An 18,341-nucleotide genomic window follows, 5' to 3' on the forward strand; every position below is an offset into this window, starting at 1 on the left:
TTCATCTCCCATTTACTTTTGTCAGAAAATACCTTGCGTGTGGTGCATATTCACTGTTTGGATAAATGCTCAGAAACGCTCTAAAAGCTTCTTTGGCTGTTGCTATGTCACCAGCTTCATAAACAGATAATGCCATGTAATAGTAGGCATCATCTTCAAAGTACAAACCAGTACCACTGAGAATACTCGAGACGTTGTTCAAAATGGTATAGGCATCTTGGTAGTAACCCGCTTTGTACAATCTGTATCCAAACAGCCAAAGTGACTTACTGAGTTCTGCGTCCAAATCCTTTGACAGCACAAGATTCAGTCTTTGCTGCTTACTCACGCTGGCAGCCAAGAGTTTAGTTAGTTCCTCCTTGAGTGCCTTCAGTTCTTCGGAGTTGGCGAATTTCATAGATTGAATCACTTCTAAAATTCTCTCAGCCGAGTTGGAGATTTGCTGGGAATTTCTGTCAATCTTTTCTTCCAAAACAAATATTCTCTCAAAATTCAAAAGAGAGTTTTTGATCTCGGCAACAGATGAATCAAGCTTGACGAACTGATCTTTCAGTTGCACTATCTCTGTATTCATACCCGACATCCTGCTCGACTGAGAAAGACTCAGAAAAACCCCAACGAGTGCTAATACAAGTGTGGCGAGAATACCAACTAATAAGACGATATCAGTGTTTGTAGACTTTGATACCTTTTCTGGTTTTGTAACCAAAAGTGGGTGAGAAGCATCGATCTTTTTGAGCGCTTCTTCGTAGATCTTTGCCCTTGCCTTATCCTTCTTGCGTCGTGCGAGCTCGAGTTTCAAGGCAATAGCTTCAGAAAGTTCAGGATACGCTTTTGAAACACTTTCAAGAATTGCCATTCCACCTTCGAAGTTGTTCTTGGAAATCTCTTCAAAGGCTTCTTTCACATCGTCAACATAGTCTGCTTTTACCCTTTCAACAGCTGTCTTGTAGAGGGTCTTGTACTCTTCTTTGCGTTCACCAGACAACCTTTCGTAGATCTTTGGCACCATTCTCCAGTTTCCAGACGCTGCTTCGAGTTCAAGGAGCAGATGTGGATACTCATCTTGGAAAAGGCTCAAGACAGCCCTTGCTCTGGAGAGTTGATTGTTTCTTATTAAATCCCTCACCACCCTCTCAACTACGTCGTTCAACTTTCCACCTCCTTTATGGCAGAAGGAATTAGATTTAGTAATTCACTCGTGAGCATTGTACCCTCCCTTGAATTATAATGCTCTGCGGCAACTCCATGCAAGTAAACTGCACTCACTGATGCGTCCTTTACATCCATTCCTTGTCCCACCAGACCGGCTATCATACCTGAGAGCACATCTCCTGTTCCCGCCTTAGCCAAAGATGAATTCCCAGTCAAATTGAAAAATGTACCGTTCACAGATGCCACCAGAGTAGTTGCCCCTTTCAAAACAACGACCACATTGTATTTACGTGAAAACTCTTCAGCAAGCACGTAGTTGTACTTTACTTCATTAATCTCTCTGTGGAGCAGTCTAGCAAACTCACCAGGGTGTGGCGTCAGAACAACAGGTGCGATGATCTTATCCAAAATCTGAGGTTTTCGGGCTAAACAGTTCAATCCATCGGCATCGATGATTACAGGTTTCCTGAGATTCACGATAAATTTCTCGAAGAACTCTATCGTATCTTCGTTACAAGTCATACCTGGGCCTATGACAACTGCGTCGGCGTCCTGTGCCATCTCGAGTGCCAGTTCTGTGTCTTCTCCTGTGAAGTGCTCATGGTTGATCGCCCTTGCCACGATACCTGGTTCTCGTGTAACTGCAATCGCACAAGCTGAAGGACTACTCAGAAGTTGAAGATATCCACACCCCACTCTCAAAGCCGCCGTACTCGTCAGAACAGCAGCACCAGGATAATCGATAGAACCAGCCACCACGAGAACCTTCCCATAACTCCCTTTGTGTGAGTCTCTGAGTCGTCTTGGCAAGAGTGATCTAACCAGTTGTTTTGTAATTATCTGTCTCTTGATCTGTTCAGACTCTCTCAAGAACCTCGGTATTCCTATACTCGCTACCTTGAGTTTCCCACACAACTCCCTACCGGGATACAGAAGGTGGCAAACCTTAGGAAGACCAAAGGTCACAGTCATGTCAGCCTGCACAGCTATACCGAGTACAGAACCAGTATCAGTCTCAATACCAGAGGGCACGTCAACAGAAACAACATACTTTGAGTACAGATTGACAAGCTTTATGATCTGCGATATCGGCTCTCGAACCTCTCCCCTCACTCCAATACCCAACAGAGCATCTACCACGATATCACTTTTTTTCAACAATTCTGCAAGTTCATCAGGGTTGATGTCTTTTGCAATCCTTCTAACATCAGCTCCCAGTGCCTTCAACCTTTTCAGATTCTCAACAGACTCAGGCGAGAGCTTTTCTTCGTCTCCTACAAAAACTGTGGTCACATAGTCTGTGTATTCAAGCAAATCTCGGGCTACGACAAAACCGTCTCCACCATTGTTACCCTGCCCGCACAGCACGAGGAAAGATTGGTTGGTGATGTCGCCAAAATTCTGCTCGATCGCAAGTACAACAGACAAGCCCGCTCGTTCCATCAACAGAGAAGATTGAATACCGAATTGTTCCGAACACACTTTATCTATCTCGCGCATCTCTTGTACCGTAACAACCTTCAAACTCTCACCTCACCCAGAAATACAAGAGTCTGTAGATTCTGTAATACGATTTGATCTTCAAAAGATACTCCTTGGCGATGACGTTTTGTGAGTCTACCCTCGCCGGTCCTGCATTGTATGCTCTTAAAGCCAAATCTATGTTTCCATCGTACAAATTTATCAAATAACGCAAGTACTCGATGCCAATCACTATGTTGTCAACTGGGGAGGTTATATCTATTTCTCCCGATATACCAGCCCTCTCACAAATCCATGCAGCTGTTTTTGGCATCAATTGCATCAGACCAACTGCTCCTGCTCGGGAGACGGCATCTTCTTTGAAGTTGCTCTCCACTTTTATCAATGACATAACCAAAAGAGGGTCCATAGACCCGCAGTTTTCCTTTACAACTGAATAATACCTCAACGGAAAAAACAAATATAAACACAGAACAGCCAATAATAGAAAAGCAAAAAATACAGCTTTCACTTCTACCACATCGATACGTATTTCTGAATAAAGATCATCACATAACCAGCTGGTGCGAGAAAGGTACCAAATGGTATCTTCTGCTTCATAGATAGTTTTCCTCTACTCTTTATTAGGGCATAAAGAATTGCACTCACAGAGGCAAAGATCAGTGTGTAAAATGATCCGACAATTCCAAGGCTCAGACTCAGTGCTGCCATTAAGATCACATCTCCTCCACCCATACCACCTTTGTAGGCAATCATCAGGATCAAAAGAAGTGCTGTCACAGCAGCGACACCGATCAAATTGAAAAGGTTCGCCCCGCTCAAGAACCACAAGACAAAACTTGCCAGTGCGACAAGAATCATCGTTGTATCTGGTATCAGCATGAATTCAAGATCTATGAAAGCAATGATCAGGGAACAAGAAATCAGCAATGACAGAGCCAAGAACTCTATGAAATGTGAACTTCTGTAAGAATTGAGCATATAGCAAAAACCGTTCACAAGTTCCACAATTGGATACCTTGGACTGATCTTAGCCTTACACTTTCTGCACTTTCCAGCTAACAGTATGTAGCTGATAATGGGTACATTGTCATACCATTCTATTCTCTGTCCACAATTTGGACAAATGGAATAAGCTGGTTTCACAATATTCAGATTCTTTCTCGGCAATCTATATATCACTACATTCAAGAAACTCCCGATCACAACGCCAAACAAAAAGCTCAAGAAATGCCACAAGAGCGCATCTCCTCCTCGGTCAAAAACTCAGAGAACAACTCTTTTTTGCCATATAGATACCACAGATTCTGATCCTTCATCTCTTGTATCAATTGTTTGGCACGTTCTACCTTTCCCTGCTTCACACACGCCAAAAAGAGTAGCAGCTTTAAGTGGGCTTTTGTCTTAGTGTCTTCAAGCATCTGACTGACTACTTCTTCTACTGCAGAATAGTTACCATGTCTGAGCTGAACGCGGCTCCACACTTCCACATCGTTTGCATAGACAGGTCTCATCTTTAGTATTCTTTCTTCCATTTCCTTGAACTGCTGCATCTTTCCAGCCATTTTGTAAGCCTCTGCTAATTCATAAATCGCAAGGATACTCTTAGGATCGATCTTCAAGAATCGCTCAAGAATATCGCACACCTTATCGTAAAGATTGGCTTTTCTATAAGCTTCTGCAAGCATGAAGTAAGTGAACTTGTTGTCCGGTGCATACTCTATCTCTCTCTCCCAATAAGAAGCTGCCTTCAAGTACTCTCCAAGGTTGTAGTAAGCCTCTCCAAGAGATGAGTATGCCTCCACGAGCCAAGGATCTATCTCTATGGCTTTATCTAAATACTTTATACCCTGTTCGAACTCACCTTTTTCGAGTAGCAACGAACCGAGTAATTCATACGCAGGAGCATAGTTCTTGTCGATTTCCAATATGTACTTTATTATCTTGAAAGCCACATCGTGAAGATCTTTATCGGCATAATCGAGCGCAAGATCATACAAACCACTCAAAGAAGCATGAACGAAATTCCTCGCCGAAATATTCTTTTCTTCTAACCACTCGAGCAGTTCCTCAAAACAAATCGGCTCATAAACGGTTTCATTCAGAAGTGTCACATGACTTTCTATATACTTGCAATCCTCTATAATCTTGGCGATGGAATTCTTATTGCCAAAATCTTGTTTCATTGACTGCCAGTCACCTTCGTACATCAAATCTCTCAACATTATTACAAAAGGTGTGTCCGTCGTGATCTCGATTTCACGTTCTTGCACTTCCAAGATGATCACCCTTTCCAAGCTTACCACTCCCTTGAAATATTCGCTTCACCTGTACTTTACATTATACCACTGTTTTTCAAAAAGTTCATCGTCTGTCAAATCTACTCATCAAACCCAATTCATGAGCAGTCGTCAAACCACCAACGATTATATTCGCATAATATGTGAAGAACCTCCACAAAAGCAAGGTTGCAACGGTATTCGGCCCAAAGAGAAAGCTGTAAAAAAGAACATACCCACTCTCTGAAGCTCCCATCGCACCCGGTGTAGGAACCAAAGACACAACCAAAAAGAGTACCATCTGAAATAAAACTGTACTCACATATGAACATTCTACATGGACAGATCTTGCAACGAAATACGTCATCGATATTCGCAACAGCATTTGAAGGAAAGTCGTCAAAAAGGCGACAGACAGAAGTGCCAAGTTGCTCATGGATTTCACCATACAAGCGTGAAACAGTTCTATTTGTCGCAGAGTCCTTTCAACGACCTCTGCCTGATTCTTGACGATCTTCAGGAAGCTCAAGGGTTTTATGAGAGACTTTACCAACCACTCAACCAAGGGTCTGTTGATCGAAAAGATCAGAAGAAAAAAGAGTACCGCTCCGTTCAAAATGAAACCAAAAAAGGCTAAAAATGCGAATTTGGTTATATTTTTCGAAAGTATGTCGTGAGCACCATAAACACCGAGGACACCCAAACAGGTTATGACCACTTGATAGACAATGAACCGTGATACAAAAAGTGCTGTTGCTTCACCGTATTCCACGCCTCGTTTGTTCATGAAGGCAATCTGCGCCGGCTGACCGCCCGTAGAAAAAGGTGTGATCGCTGAGAAGAAACTACCGATTAGAGTCGATTTGAAAAGATACCTTAGACTCACTTTTGTTCTATATGAAACTGCGAAGACCTTCACTGTAAGAGACTCCACAAACCAATCACCTATCAGTAGAAGAGAAGAAAGGATCAGCCAAGTTACCGAAACTCTCTTCAAAACCTTAATTGTTTGGGAGATGTCTGTAAAACCGGCTATCAGTATTATGATCAAAATGCTAATGGCAATGATCAAAAGCGATCTGATAAGTGTCTTTTTCAACTTCTACACCGTCCCAAAACAGCCTCGTATGTCTTCAGAAGTGAGTCACCAATGACAGAAAGATCTCTTTCAAGTGCCACCATTCTACCATTTGTCGCTATTTTCTCTGACAGATCTCTATCTTTCAGAAGAGTTCTTATAATCTGTTCAAATTCATCGTTTGAACGACCCTTCAAACAGTTCACACCGTTTTCCAACCAACCTTTGTAGACAGGTATATCTCGAACAACCACAGGACATTCACAGGAAAGCGCCTCAAGAACAACTATTCCCTCGTTCTCTTCATAGCTTGGAAAGAAAAAGATGTCTGCGGCAGAATATGCCCCGATTAGCTCTTCTTGCGGAATAAAACCTGGGAAGATCATGTTCTGTGGAGGATCTCTCAGTATTCTGCGTATATCCTTAGGAAGTAAAGCCAAAATTTTCGCACCGAACCAAATAAAGGTGACATCTTTCATCTTACTGGCAACTTCTACAAAATCCTGTATTCCTTTTCTCTTAAAAGGAAAACCAACCCCAAGCACTATTGGACCATTCAATGAAAATCTTTCTCTGAATTCTCGCGCTTTACAAAGGTTTTGCCTGAATATTTGAGTGTCTACACCATTTGATATGACGGTGCCTGGTACCTTTACACCGTGCCTTCTTATCACACTTTCAGTGTATTGAGTGGGAAAGATCAGATGATCCGCCTGCGCGTATTTTCTCGTGAGTGATCTACGTGACAATTTTGCGTAAAAATTGCTGAAGACAAAACTGTTTTTTATGTCCTCTGGAGTTGTGTGAACGTGCCATATAACTGGTATTCCCTTATTCTTGCAGTGTCTTACCACATTTTTGGCACCTGGTCCAACTGTGTTGACATGGGCTATATCGTACACGTCCTCCCAATCTTGAGTGAAATCTACTCCTACTCTGCTGAGGGCCTCGATCTGGTGCCTATAAGCTGTACCAATACCGGATTTTGATATCAATCTCGTAGCTTCGGCGTACAACAGCACCTTCACACATTATCACCTCAAGAGATGTTGCAAAAAATTCCCCACAGTGATAGAATTTTACCATGTATGGGTGCGTAGCTCAGGGGGAGAGCGCTTCCCTCACGAGGAAGAGGCCGCAGGTTCGATTCCTGCCGCACCCACCAACTATCCAACCTTTACCAATTTCAACCTATCTCCATATATCCTGTGAACCTTTTCAAATATGGGATGCCCCTTTGACTCTGAAATGAACCTTTCGGCATCCGCACGTGCCTTGAACAAAAGATCTTTATCTCTCACAAGATCGGCAACACGTAGCTCTGGTAACCCGTGTTGTTTCAATCCAAGAAACTCTCCTGGCCCACGTATTTTCATATCGTACTCCGCAACTTCAAAACCGTTCTTAGTCATAGAAAAATACCTGAGTCTTTCGAGAGCATCCTCTGCTACATTCCCTACCACCAGAAAACAATAACCTTGTCTTTCCCCCCGTCCCACTCTTCCTCTCAGCTGATGAAGCTGTGCCAAACCAAATCGCTCGGGATTCTCTATTAACATCACCGTAGCCCTTGGAATGTCTATACCCACCTCTATAACGGTTGTTGAAACCAACACATCGTATTCACCCTGTGCAAAACTCTCCATAACCTTATCTTTCTCTTGCTGACTCATTCTGCCATGGAGCAAACCAACCCTGAAATCTTTGAAAACCTCCTCAGAAAGATGTTCATACATCTGAGTTGCTGCCTTCGCCTGGACTTTGTCTGATTCCTCGATCAGTGGATAAACGACAAATACCTGTCCACCTTCTTTCAGTTCCTTTCTGATGAAATCGTGAACTTGATCGATCTTGGAAACAGAAGCAAGAATTGTTTTGACTTCCTTTCTTCCTGGGGGCATTTCGTCTATAACTGTTATGTCCAAATCGCCGTAGATGGTCAGTGCCAAGGTCCTTGGAATTGGTGTCGCTGTCATGACGAGTGTATCAAGTGCCTTGCCTTTACTGACAAGCGCCTCTCTTTGCTTGACACCAAATCTGTGCTGTTCGTCTATCACCACGAGTCCAAGATTCGAGAAGTTAACATCTTCTTGAATGAGTGTGTGTGTTCCAACCACAACAGAAATCTCTCCTGTTGAAAGAAGGTGTTTTATTCTATCTTTCTCTTTTGAAGATGTTTCACCCAAGAGAAGAGCAGTTCTCATTCCAAGATCCTCAAAGGCTGGGGCCATTCTCCTGTAGTGCTGTATTGCAAGAATTGAGGTTGGAGCCATTACGGCAGATTGAAATCCCGCTTCGAAGTTATCGATTATAGCCAGCTGTGAAACAACAGTCTTTCCAGAACCAACATCGCCCTGAAGAAGTCTGCTCATAGGTTTGCTACTCACCATATCTTGTCTTATTTGCTGATGGGCAAGAGTTTGAGAGTTCGTTAACTTGAAGGGTAAGTTTTCCAGAAACCTCTGAGCGAGTATTCCTTCGATCTTCTTCGGGATGCCTCCTATTTGCTCAAATGACTTTCTTGACATCAATAGAGCGAGTTGCATCAAGAAGAGTTCTTCGTATGCAAGTCTTTCGATTGACTTCTTCAGTTGGTAGATACTCTTTGGAAAGTGCATTCCTTGAAGTGCTGTGGAAATGCTGAACAGTTTTCTCCGTTCCATCAATTCTGTGGGTAATTCGTCTTGAAAATGACAGACACATGAAAGATTCTCCCGGACGATCTTACGCAGTTCCTTCTGACTAATTCCTTCTGTCAATGGGTAGACTGGCAGAATCTCAAGTGCTGGAGAACTATCGTACAGTTCAACCTCTGGGTTGAGAATCTCAGTTGTGCCAAACTGACCATGTTTTGCAGTTCCTGTCACGTAAACCATTTTATTCTTCATTGTTTGCAGAATCTTTTGAAGGAATTCCTGATTGAACCACTTTAAAAGAATCTGGTTGACACCATCGCTGAGCACGGCAGCAGTGATCGTTACAGAACTAATTCTCTTGGTCTCAACACTCAGCAACTTCCCATAGGTAGTGATTTTTTCTTCAGGACGAATTTCAACTATTGGAACTACACGCCTTCTGTCTTCATAGTCACGAGGAAAATAAAAGATCAAATCTCCGAGTGTAGAAAGGCCAAGCTTTTTCAGGGTTGCCTCACGCCTCGGTCCAACACCCTTTGCATACTTTATTTCACGCTCTGGTTGCTTCGCTTCAAAGCATTCTGGCTTTGAGACCAGATACTGTTCCTGAAAGCGTTCTATCATACCAAAGCAGTTTTTCAATCTTTTCAGCGTTCTTTCTTCATCGAGGCTATCAATGGCTTCGATGTACTCCGAAAGTTGTTTCAGTCTTTCTGAAACCTCGACTTCCTGCAGAATGGGATCGGCTATTTGTTCATATCTTTCCTGCATATTTTCAATCAATTCACTTTTCTTCATCTGTTTAGCAATCACTTTGCGCAGGTCTTCTTGAAGGAGATTTAGAAATTCTTCAACGAGAAGTGGACGCATTGTCGACGATGCTCTCCTTCTAAAGTGAGACAAAACCAGAGACTCTCATGTCAATAAGCCTCTGAAGTGAGAAGAGTATGGTGAAAACAATTACCAAGATCACTAAGCTTGCAACTATCAATGAGCCTTTTCTCATTCGATATAACCAATGTATGGCAGATTTCTGTATTTTTCTTCAAAATCAAGACCATAACCGACTAAGAAAACGTCCTTCACCTTGAAGCCTACGAAGTCAATTGGTATACCGTGTTGGTACTTTTGCTTTTCTATCAAAGCTGCGATCTTCAAATCTGCCGGCTTGTATTTTTTCAAATAAGATAGTATATATCGGAGCGTATTTCCGGTATCGACGATATCCTCTACAACAAGAACATACTTGCCTTGGAGCGTTTCATCAACCCAGGATTTGACCCTTATCCTGCCGGTTGACTCCGTTCCCGCATAACTTGAAACATGCACAAATGAGTAATTGACATCCATACCAATGTTCAGAACGAGTTCACTGAAAAAATGTACCGACCCCTTGAGAACACAAATCGCGTTGAGAGATTCTGTCTTATCTTTATAATATGACTCGATCTCTTTCGCCATTTGCTTGATCCTCTCGCGCACAGCTTTTTCGTCGAAAAGCGTCTTCAGTTGCACCGAATGCCTCCCTTCAGATACTCAATACATAGATCGTTCTATCCTGTTCTCTGATTTGTGCACCAAACTCCAAGAGATTGCTGCCTATATACTTTACATTCTCGCACAATTTCGTAAATTCTTCAACCGGTGCGATATCGAATTTTATGTATCTAGTCTTGAAATGCATCGGTATCGCCACATGTGGTTGAAGCTGATCGAGCACCTTTTTGGCTTCGTTGGGGTCTATGGTAAAGCTTCCACCGACTGGTAAAAACAGCACATCTACAGGCTTGAGTTGATCAACCTGCGGTTGGCTTAGAACGTGGCCGAGATCACCGAGGTGCACTAATCTAAAACCTTCAATTTCAAAGACAAAAACGATGTTCTGTCCCCTCTTGACACCAGACTCAGAGTCGTGAAAGGTCTTAATCCCAGTAATTTTGGCACCTCTGAATTCATGAAAACCTGCTTCTTTGATTACTTCGAATTTTCCCTTTATCAAGTGATGTGCGTTATGGTCGAAATGTTGGTGACTTTCGGTGATCAGATCTACCATCACATTGGGCACCTTGTATCCAACAGAACTGTCGAAAGGATCGGTGAGGATTCGAAGCTGCGAACTCTCGATCAAGAAACACGCATGGCCAAACCATGTGATCTTCATTGCAACACCCCCTTGGTTAGAGATCAAAACCACTCTGCTTTATCCACAATGGATTCTTCACTCACTTGAAATACACTTAGCTGTCGATTTCACGAAAATGGCACAAGTTCGATCTTTCTCAGTTATCACTTTTTATAAATTATACCAGCTGCAGGCACAGATCTTTCAAACCACCTTGGTAGCAATCATAAGTAACGATTGCTATACGATTTAATAACTATGGTATTTAGCATCCTTATAGTGCGTTACACCAAGAGTTATCTCACTCATCAAAATATCACAGCATCCCTTGACAAACCGTTTGGGAGTGCATATAATGAAATTGGAAACTCTTGGGAGGTGAAACGATGAGTGAAAGAGAATACGTTGTTGGTATCGATTTGGGTACAACAAACTCGGTAATAGCATGGATGAAACCAGATGGTTCGATCGAGGTTATACCCAACGCTGAAGGATCAAGACTAACTCCTTCAATAGTTGCCTTCACCAAAGCTGGTGAAATAATCGTGGGTGAACCAGCCAAAAGGCAGATGATTCTCAATTCTGAGAGAACAGTCAAGTCTATAAAGAGAAAGATGGGTAGTGATTACAAAGTCAAGATCGACGACAAGCAATACACTCCTCAACAGATAAGCGCATACATTCTGCAAAAGATGAAAAAGGATGCCGAACAATATCTAAATGGAAAGATCAAGAAGGCTGTCATCACTTGTCCTGCATATTTCAATGACGCTCAGAGACAGGCAACCAAAGAAGCTGGTCAGATCGCCGGCTTCGACGTACTCAGAATCATAAACGAACCCACTGCAGCCGCACTCGCATACGGTCTTGACAAGAAGAAAGAACAAAAAGTCTTGGTCTACGATCTCGGTGGCGGTACCTTTGATGTCTCCATCCTCGAAATAGGCGAAGGTGTGATTCAGGTGGTAGCGACCTCTGGAAACAACCACCTTGGAGGAGACGACTTCGACCAAAGAATTGTTGACTGGATGGCAGAGGAATTCAAAAAACAACACGGGGTAGATCTCAGAGAAGACAGACAAGCACTCCAAAGGCTCAGAGACGCAGCTGAAAAAGCGAAAATAGAGCTTTCGAGTAAGCTTGAAACTGATATTAGTCTTCCTTACATAACTGCGACTTCATCAGGTCCATTGCACCTTGAGATGAGGCTTACAAGATCTCTCTATGAGTCTCTGGTAAAAGATCTCTTCGACATGACCAAAGGACCTGTAGAAAAAGCACTGAGTGACGCAAAGCTCTCACCGAAAGACATAGATGAAGTCATTTTGGTCGGTGGCATGACTCGATCTCCAATGGTTCACAAGATCATACAAGATATCTTTGGTAAAGAACCAAATAAGAGTGTCAATCCAGATGAAGCAGTTGCAATCGGTGCGGCGATTCAAGCGGCAATCCTTGGTGGAGAGGCAAAGGAAAAGGACATAGTTCTGGTAGACGTCACGCCACTCACACTCGGTATCGAAGTCAAAGGTGGCTTGATGGAACCTATCATACCCAGAAACACAACAATACCAGTCAAGAAAAGCAAAGTTTTCACAACTGCAGAGGATTACCAAACAGAGGTTGAAGTCAGAGTCTACCAAGGCGAACGAACGATGGCAAGAGACAACATATTCCTTGGCAGCTTCAGATTGGTGGACATACCACCGGCACCCAGAGGTGTGCCACAAATAGAGGTAACCTTCGACATAGACAGTGATGGAATAGTCAACGTTTCAGCAAAAGATCTGGCATCTAACAAAGAACAATCAATGGTTGTGACTGGTAGGCACAAACTCAGAGAAGACGATATCAAAAAGATGATGGAAGAAGCACAAAAGTACGAAGAGCAAGACAGGAGAAAACGTGAAGAGGTCGAACTAAAGAACAAAGCAGACGATTTGGCTTACAGTGTCAGCAAACATTTGAAGGAACATGGAGAAAAATTGCCAAGCGATCTCAAATCTAAACTGGAGGAACTTGTCAAAGATCTCAGAGAAGCCATAAACAAAGACGACATTGCCAGAGTAAAAATGCTCTTCGACGATTTGCAGAAGGAGAGCATGAAAATAGGTCAGTACATGTACGAGAATGTCAGAAAAGAACAATCTAGTTCACAATAAAAACTTTTGAGAGGAGGGGTCTTCATGTTGCTCGAAAGGCGTGAGGATTTCATGAAACCATTCAGAGAGCTTCAACGTGAGATCGACAGAATCTTTGAAGACTTCTTCACTCCTGTGACTCGTAAAAGTACAGTCTATTCATACCTACCAGATATCGATGTCTACGAGACAAATGATTCCGTAGTCATCGAGGTAGAAGTCCCAGGAATGGACAAAAAAGACTTCGAAGTAAAGGTCGAAGATGGTCTCTTAAGAATCAGCGGAGAGAAGAAGCTTGAGCGAGAAAAGGAAAACAGAAACTACAAAGTTGTGGAAAGGTGTTACGGTAAATTCGAAAGAACTCTGTCGTTGCCCGAGTATGTCGAAGCCGACAAAGTCAAAGCAAAATACGAAGATGGTGTCTTGACAATAACTTTACCAAAGAAAGAAGACAAGAAAGCCAAGGTTGTAGATGTAAAAGTTGAATGAAACTCGGGGCGGGCAACCGCCCCTTTAATTTGGGAGGTGATACAATGATCGATTTCAAAGACTACACAGAGAGTGCTCAGCGCGTGCTTGCCTCCGTTCAAGATATACTCAGTAGGTTTTCACAGAATCAAATGTCATCTGAACACATCCTGCTGGCAATACTTGAAGACGGAGAGAACGCCGCGGTGGATATTCTGAGAAAAATAGGTGTGAGTATAGACACTCTGAGGGATGAAACCTCTTCCTTCGTCAGTAGATATGGTGTCAGGGATAGAAACATTACACAACCTGGTTCACTTGCACAAGTTTACATAACACCAGATGCGAGATATGTTCTTGAAGAAGCTCGTAAAGAGGCAAGAAGAATGGGAGATGAGAAGGTTGGCACAGATCATTTGTTGCTTGGAATGATTCTCGCTCCAAGTTCGATGACCTATAGACTTCTTTCAAGACATGGAGTTACACCAGACAAAGTCTATGAAGCCATTAGGGAACTGCGAACCAGCGGTAAAACCGCTGAAGATGAAAATGTGGATGTGCTTTTCAAATTCACCGAAGATCTCACGAAGCTGGCAAAGGATGGAAAATTGCTACCAGTAATTGGCCGTGAAAAAGAAATTCTCAGAACTGTTCAGATCTTGGGCAGAAAGTTTAAAAACAATCCTGTTTTGATCGGTGATCCTGGCGTTGGTAAAACTGCTATTGTTGAGGGACTTGCACAAAAAATCGTTGCTCAAGAAGTACCTCCTTTCCTGAAGAACAAAAAGATTCTCAAGCTTGACATGGGAAGGATCATCGCAGGCACGAAATTCAGAGGAGAGTTCGAAGAAAGGATGAAAAAGTTAATAGATGCTTTGAGGAAAAATGTAGGTCAGTACATACTTTTCATCGATGAGCTCCACACTGTGGTGGGAGCAGGCGCAGCAGAAGGAGCCGTTGATGCTGCAAACCTACTCAAACCAGAACTTGCACGTGGCGAAATGCAGGTTATAGGTGCTACAACCCTTAATGAATACAGAAAATACGTTGAAAAAGACAAGGCGCTCGCTCGAAGATTTCAACCGATCTTAGTTCCTGAACCTTCAGTTGAGGACACCATAGAGATACTCCGTGGCATCAAGAAGGAGTTCGAAAAGCACCACAACGTTCAAATCACAGATGATGCCCTTGTCGCCGCCGCCAAATTGAGTGCAAGGTACATAACAGACAGATTTCTGCCTGACAAGGCAATCGATCTGATAGACGAGGCTGCCTCTGGGCTCCGTCTACAGGGTGATGGTAAGGTCGTCAATGAGAACGAGATAGCAAAGATCGTCGAACTTTGGACGGGTATTCCTGTTTCGAGAATGCTTGAATCTGAAAGGGAAAAACTTATGAACCTTGAACAACTACTCCACAAGAGAATCATCGATCAAGAGGATGCTGTGAAAATAGTATCACAGACCATAAGAAAGGCAAGGGCAGGTTTGAAGGATCCAAAAAGACCAAACGGCGTCTTCTTGTTCTTGGGTCCGACTGGTGTTGGAAAAACAGAATTAGCTAAAGCTCTCGCTGAAGTTCTCTTTGGTAGTGAGGACGCCCTAATAAGAATCGATATGAGCGAATATACCGAGAAACACACCGTAAGCAGATTGATAGGTGCTCCACCAGGTTACGTGGGCTACGAAGAGGGCGGACAACTCACAGAACAGGTGAGAAGAAGACCATACAGCGTTGTACTGCTCGACGAAATAGAAAAGGCTCACCAAGAGGTTTTCAATGTACTGCTTCAAGTCTTTGATGATGGCAGATTAACAGACGGCAAGGGTAACACAGTCGATTTCAAAAACACCATCATAATAATGACAAGCAATATCGCAAGTGAGCAAATACTCGACGCACTCGAAGAAGGCTTGACAGACTTAACTGGGCTCATCGAAGAAGAGATGAAAAAGTACTTTAAGCCCGAATTCATAAACAGGATCGATGCGGCAATCATTTTCAAGCCGCTCTCAATCGAACACATGAAACAGATCGTTGAACTACAACTCGAAAAAGTCTCGCAGAGAATTCAAGATCAAAAGAGAAGGATCGAGATCACCGAACAAGCAAAAGACTACCTTGCCAGACGTGGCTACATACCAGCAATGGGTGCAAGACCATTGAAACGAGTTATAGAAAACGAAATAGAAGCTCCATTAGCAGACAAAATCATATCAGGAGAGTTTAAAGAAAACACCAAGATCCTCGTAGATGCAGACGAATATGGAATAATCTTCAAAGAGGGGCATTAAAGCCCCTCATATTTTTGCCACCGACTGTCTCTCAACAAAATGAGCTTTCAGAACGGTCTTACTGATCTTCCCACCGTGCATTATCTTGTCAAGCAACAAAGTCGCTGCGATCAAACCCATCTGTTCAGGTTCTTGCGCTACACAGGTGATTGGAGGATCAAAGATCTGGTTCCAGTATGAGTCGTCAAAAGATACAACAGAAAGATCTCTTGGCACTTTCAATCCAAAGTCCTTCACTGCCTTCAAAACACCGAGCATCATCAAATTGTTCCCAACGATCAAAGCTGTTGGCTTCTCCTCCATCGCAAAGAGCTTTCTTGCAGCTTCGTAACCACCTTCTTGAGTCGACCTACCATCGACGATCCATTTTTCTCTCACCACAATGCCAAGCTCTGAAGAGGCTTTCAGAGCGCCTGTGAGTCTCATTCTGCCCGTGAAAGACCTTTCACGAAGCGTGACAATTCCCAAAGTTTTGTGTCCACATCTGTAAAGGTACTCTACAAGATCTCTCACGCCAGATTCGTTGTCTGTAATCACGTAACTTGTCTCTACATCTGGTACCAATCTATCGAAAAAGACAAGTGGTATCTTGCTTTCGAGTATCTTCGAATACAGCGATTTGTTACCCCCAGAATCAACAGGTGCAGCTAAGATGCCTTCAACTCTTTGACTGACGAGCGTCTTCAGATTATCTGTTTCGTGTTGAGGGTTTTCATCGGTTGAGCACAAAAGCAAATGATAACCAACAGGATTGAGAACCTTTTCCATCGCTCGAACGATTTGCGCAAAAAAAGGGTTGGCTATATCTGGTATCAAGACTCCCACTATCTTAGTTTTCCCCTTTTTCAAGCCCATGGCAGCCATGTCGGGTGAATAACCCATATGCTGGGCTGTTTTTATTATCCTTTCCCTTAGTTGCTCGCTCACCCCAGGCTTTCCGTTCAAAGCCCTTGAAACTGTCGAGGCATTCACACCAATAACTTTGGCGATATCTTTGATCTTTATCTTCAATCGTCACACCTCTGTTTCATGGAAATCTTGCAAGCAGCAACCTTCTCGTTTTTATTCTACCCCATTTCCAGAACCGCTCAATCTCGATATCTCTCCCATTGAGTCCATTTTCGGCAAATAACATCTCAAATCTCTTGATTTCTCACTCTTGCGCCAAATTTCTTGGCTTGCTTTTTTATATTTCAAGAGTTATGCTAATTTTGGATCACGCAAACGAATGCGTTGCTGTTCTAAGAAGGAGGTGTTACTGTTGAAAAGAAAGGTCGGCATTCTCACCTTTTCGGACGGCAGAGAGTATGTGAACAAAGAACTCGTAGAGATAAACAAGAGCTTTGAAAGAACCCTTGCAGATGCACTCGAATCTACTGGAGAGATAGAGGTCATCACAGCAAATCGGATAATTCACAAGCCATCAATCGCCAAAGAAGAAGCTGTTTACTTGCGAAACAAAGGCGTCCAGATGACGATTTTCAACTATGCAGTTTGGGCATTTCCACACTTCAGTGTTATCGCGAGCAAGTTTGCCCCAGGACCATTCTTGCTCTTTGGAAACATCAATCCGAAATATCCTGGAATGGTGGGAATGCTCGCCGCTGCTGGCGCACTCGACCAAGACGGTACTCAAACTCACAGAGTTTGGGGAGATGTCAGAGATCCTTTAGTGCTGAAGAAGATTCTATCCTTTGTCCGTGCGGCGACTGCTAAGAATCTTCTAAGGGGACAGAGATACGGTCTTTTCGGTGGCCGATCGATGGGAATGTACACCGCGGTGCCTAACGTTGATCTGTGGAACAAACTCTTTGGTATAGACATAGAACACATAGATCAATTAGAGATCATTGAGAAGAGCAAGGATGTTCCAGATGAAAAAGCAAAAGATGCAAGAGAATGGCTTGAAAAAATGGTGAAGAAGATTCATTACGATGGTAAACAACTCACACCAGAAAAATTAGAGCTCCAGATCAAAAGCTATTACGCGGTTAAAAAGATGTGCCAAGAACTCGAACTGGATTTCATTGGCATCAAAGCACAACCAGAACTGACAGAGCACTTTGTGACAATGGATCTCACAGAAGCCATTATGAACGATCCATATGACTTCGATGGTCCAAAGGAACCAACTGTGTGTGCAACTGAGGCAGACTCAGACGGTGCTCTAACTATGCAGATACTAAAACTCATTTCCAACCAACCTGTTCTGTTCGCAGACGTGAGGCATTATGACTTTGAAGATGGATTTTTCGACCTGTGCAACTCTGGTGAACACGCAACCTTCTTTGCGGCGAAATCCTACGATCCGGCAGTGAATCTGGCAAAGGTGGAACTCTATCCAGAAAGCTTCTACTTTCCAGCTGGAGGAGCTTCTGTGAGGCACATCGCAGCACCTGGTGAGGTTACATTGGCTCGTCTCACACGCAAGAACGGTGAATATGTTATGACGATCATCAAAGGTGAATTTCTCGATTTTGGCGAAGAAAAGAACGAACAAAAGGCTGCAAACACACAGATCGAATGGCCACATGCTTTTGCACGTCTGCACGTCTCTGTTGACGAATTTCTGGCAACATATGGATCAAACCACATTCATGGAGTTTATGGAGATTATGTGAACGAATTGGTAGAGTTCTGCAGACTTTGTAAGATCCAGCATGTTGTCCATGCTTAACGTGGGAAG

Annotated in this window: 15 protein-coding genes and 1 tRNA gene; 5 read left to right on the plus strand and 11 right to left on the minus strand. The window is 43.1% G+C overall.

The window, feature by feature from the left end; translation table 11 throughout:
- Window position 1 precedes the first annotated feature (1 nt).
- From ACSFC1_RS10755 to ACSFC1_RS10785, 7 genes are all read right to left on the minus strand, one after another.
- Window positions 2–1,153 carry a tetratricopeptide repeat protein gene (locus ACSFC1_RS10755; protein ID WP_435566182.1) on the minus strand — a complete coding sequence of 384 codons (1,152 nt, stop codon included), beginning with the start codon at window positions 1,151–1,153 and terminating at the stop codon, window positions 2–4.
- Window positions 1,150–2,679 carry an NAD(P)H-hydrate dehydratase gene (locus ACSFC1_RS10760; RefSeq protein ID WP_435566183.1) on the minus strand — a complete coding sequence of 510 codons (1,530 nt, stop codon included), beginning with the start codon at window positions 2,677–2,679 and terminating at the stop codon, window positions 1,150–1,152. The genes ACSFC1_RS10755 and ACSFC1_RS10760 overlap by 4 nt, the downstream gene beginning before the upstream one ends.
- 4 nt (window positions 2,680–2,683) lie before the next feature.
- The gene (locus tag ACSFC1_RS10765; protein WP_435566184.1) at window positions 2,684–3,046 is read right to left on the minus strand and encodes a lytic transglycosylase domain-containing protein; all 363 of its coding nucleotides are present in this window, start codon (window positions 3,044–3,046) and stop codon (window positions 2,684–2,686) included.
- Window positions 3,047–3,150: 104 nt separating this feature from the next.
- Window positions 3,151–3,876: a prepilin peptidase gene (locus ACSFC1_RS10770; protein ID WP_435566185.1), complete on the minus strand. Its 726-nt coding sequence runs from the start codon at window positions 3,874–3,876 to the stop codon at window positions 3,151–3,153.
- Complete coding sequence (locus tag ACSFC1_RS10775) at window positions 3,861–4,943, minus strand: tetratricopeptide repeat protein (protein WP_435566186.1); 1,083 nt, start codon at window positions 4,941–4,943, stop codon at window positions 3,861–3,863. The genes ACSFC1_RS10770 and ACSFC1_RS10775 overlap by 16 nt, the downstream gene beginning before the upstream one ends.
- 58 nt (window positions 4,944–5,001) lie before the next feature.
- Complete coding sequence (locus tag ACSFC1_RS10780) at window positions 5,002–6,015, minus strand: lysylphosphatidylglycerol synthase transmembrane domain-containing protein (protein ID WP_435566187.1); 1,014 nt, start codon at window positions 6,013–6,015, stop codon at window positions 5,002–5,004.
- Window positions 6,012–7,022 carry a glycosyltransferase family 4 protein gene (locus ACSFC1_RS10785; protein WP_435566188.1) on the minus strand — a complete coding sequence of 337 codons (1,011 nt, stop codon included), beginning with the start codon at window positions 7,020–7,022 and terminating at the stop codon, window positions 6,012–6,014. Before ACSFC1_RS10785 ends, ACSFC1_RS10780 begins: the two co-directional genes overlap by 4 nt.
- Window positions 7,023–7,084: 62 nt before the next feature.
- On the opposite strand from ACSFC1_RS10785, the gene ACSFC1_RS10790 reads away from it, so the two are divergent.
- Window positions 7,085–7,159 (plus strand) — tRNA-Val (locus ACSFC1_RS10790).
- A gap of 1 nt (window position 7,160) precedes the next feature.
- Here the strand turns inward: ACSFC1_RS10790 and recG are convergent.
- The 3 genes from recG to ACSFC1_RS10805 all read right to left on the minus strand — a co-directional run bounded on the left by recG (window position 7,161) and on the right by ACSFC1_RS10805 (window position 10,791).
- Window positions 7,161–9,500 (minus strand): ATP-dependent DNA helicase RecG, encoded by a 2,340-nt coding sequence (recG, locus tag ACSFC1_RS10795; RefSeq protein ID WP_435566189.1) that lies wholly within the window; start codon window positions 9,498–9,500, stop codon window positions 7,161–7,163.
- Between the two features lie 132 nt (window positions 9,501–9,632).
- Window positions 9,633–10,145 carry a hypoxanthine phosphoribosyltransferase gene (gene hpt, locus ACSFC1_RS10800; protein WP_435566190.1) on the minus strand — a complete coding sequence of 171 codons (513 nt, stop codon included), beginning with the start codon at window positions 10,143–10,145 and terminating at the stop codon, window positions 9,633–9,635.
- 13 nt (window positions 10,146–10,158) lie between these two features.
- Window positions 10,159–10,791 (minus strand): MBL fold metallo-hydrolase, encoded by a 633-nt coding sequence (locus tag ACSFC1_RS10805; RefSeq protein ID WP_435566192.1) that lies wholly within the window; start codon window positions 10,789–10,791, stop codon window positions 10,159–10,161.
- A 347-nt stretch (window positions 10,792–11,138) separates the two neighbouring features.
- On the opposite strand from ACSFC1_RS10805, the gene dnaK reads away from it, so the two are divergent.
- From dnaK to ACSFC1_RS10820, 3 genes are read left to right on the plus strand one after another with little or no spacing between them, the layout of a single operon-like run.
- Window positions 11,139–12,914: a molecular chaperone DnaK gene (gene dnaK / locus ACSFC1_RS10810; protein WP_435566193.1), complete on the plus strand. Its 1,776-nt coding sequence runs from the start codon at window positions 11,139–11,141 to the stop codon at window positions 12,912–12,914.
- A gap of 24 nt (window positions 12,915–12,938) precedes the next feature.
- Entirely contained in the window at window positions 12,939–13,382 is a 444-nt protein-coding gene (locus ACSFC1_RS10815) for an Hsp20/alpha crystallin family protein (RefSeq protein ID WP_435566194.1), read from the plus strand.
- A 44-nt stretch (window positions 13,383–13,426) separates the two neighbouring features.
- Window positions 13,427–15,655: an ATP-dependent Clp protease ATP-binding subunit gene (locus ACSFC1_RS10820; RefSeq protein ID WP_435566195.1), complete on the plus strand. Its 2,229-nt coding sequence runs from the start codon at window positions 13,427–13,429 to the stop codon at window positions 15,653–15,655.
- A gap of 6 nt (window positions 15,656–15,661) precedes the next feature.
- Here the strand turns inward: ACSFC1_RS10820 and ACSFC1_RS10825 are convergent, their stop codons facing one another.
- Window positions 15,662–16,666, minus strand: coding sequence for a LacI family DNA-binding transcriptional regulator (locus ACSFC1_RS10825; protein WP_435566197.1), 1,005 nt, complete (start codon window positions 16,664–16,666; stop codon window positions 15,662–15,664).
- 241 nt (window positions 16,667–16,907) lie between these two features.
- On the opposite strand from ACSFC1_RS10825, the gene ACSFC1_RS10830 reads away from it, so the two are divergent.
- A complete protein-coding gene (locus ACSFC1_RS10830) occupies window positions 16,908–18,332 on the plus strand; it encodes an L-fucose/L-arabinose isomerase family protein (RefSeq protein WP_435566198.1) in 1,425 nt (474 codons plus the stop codon).
- The last annotated feature ends 9 nt before the right edge of the window (window positions 18,333–18,341 follow it).

The sequence above is a fragment of the Pseudothermotoga sp. U03pept genome (assembly GCF_051235805.1).
Taxonomy (GTDB): domain Bacteria; phylum Thermotogota; class Thermotogae; order Thermotogales; family DSM-5069; genus Pseudothermotoga_B.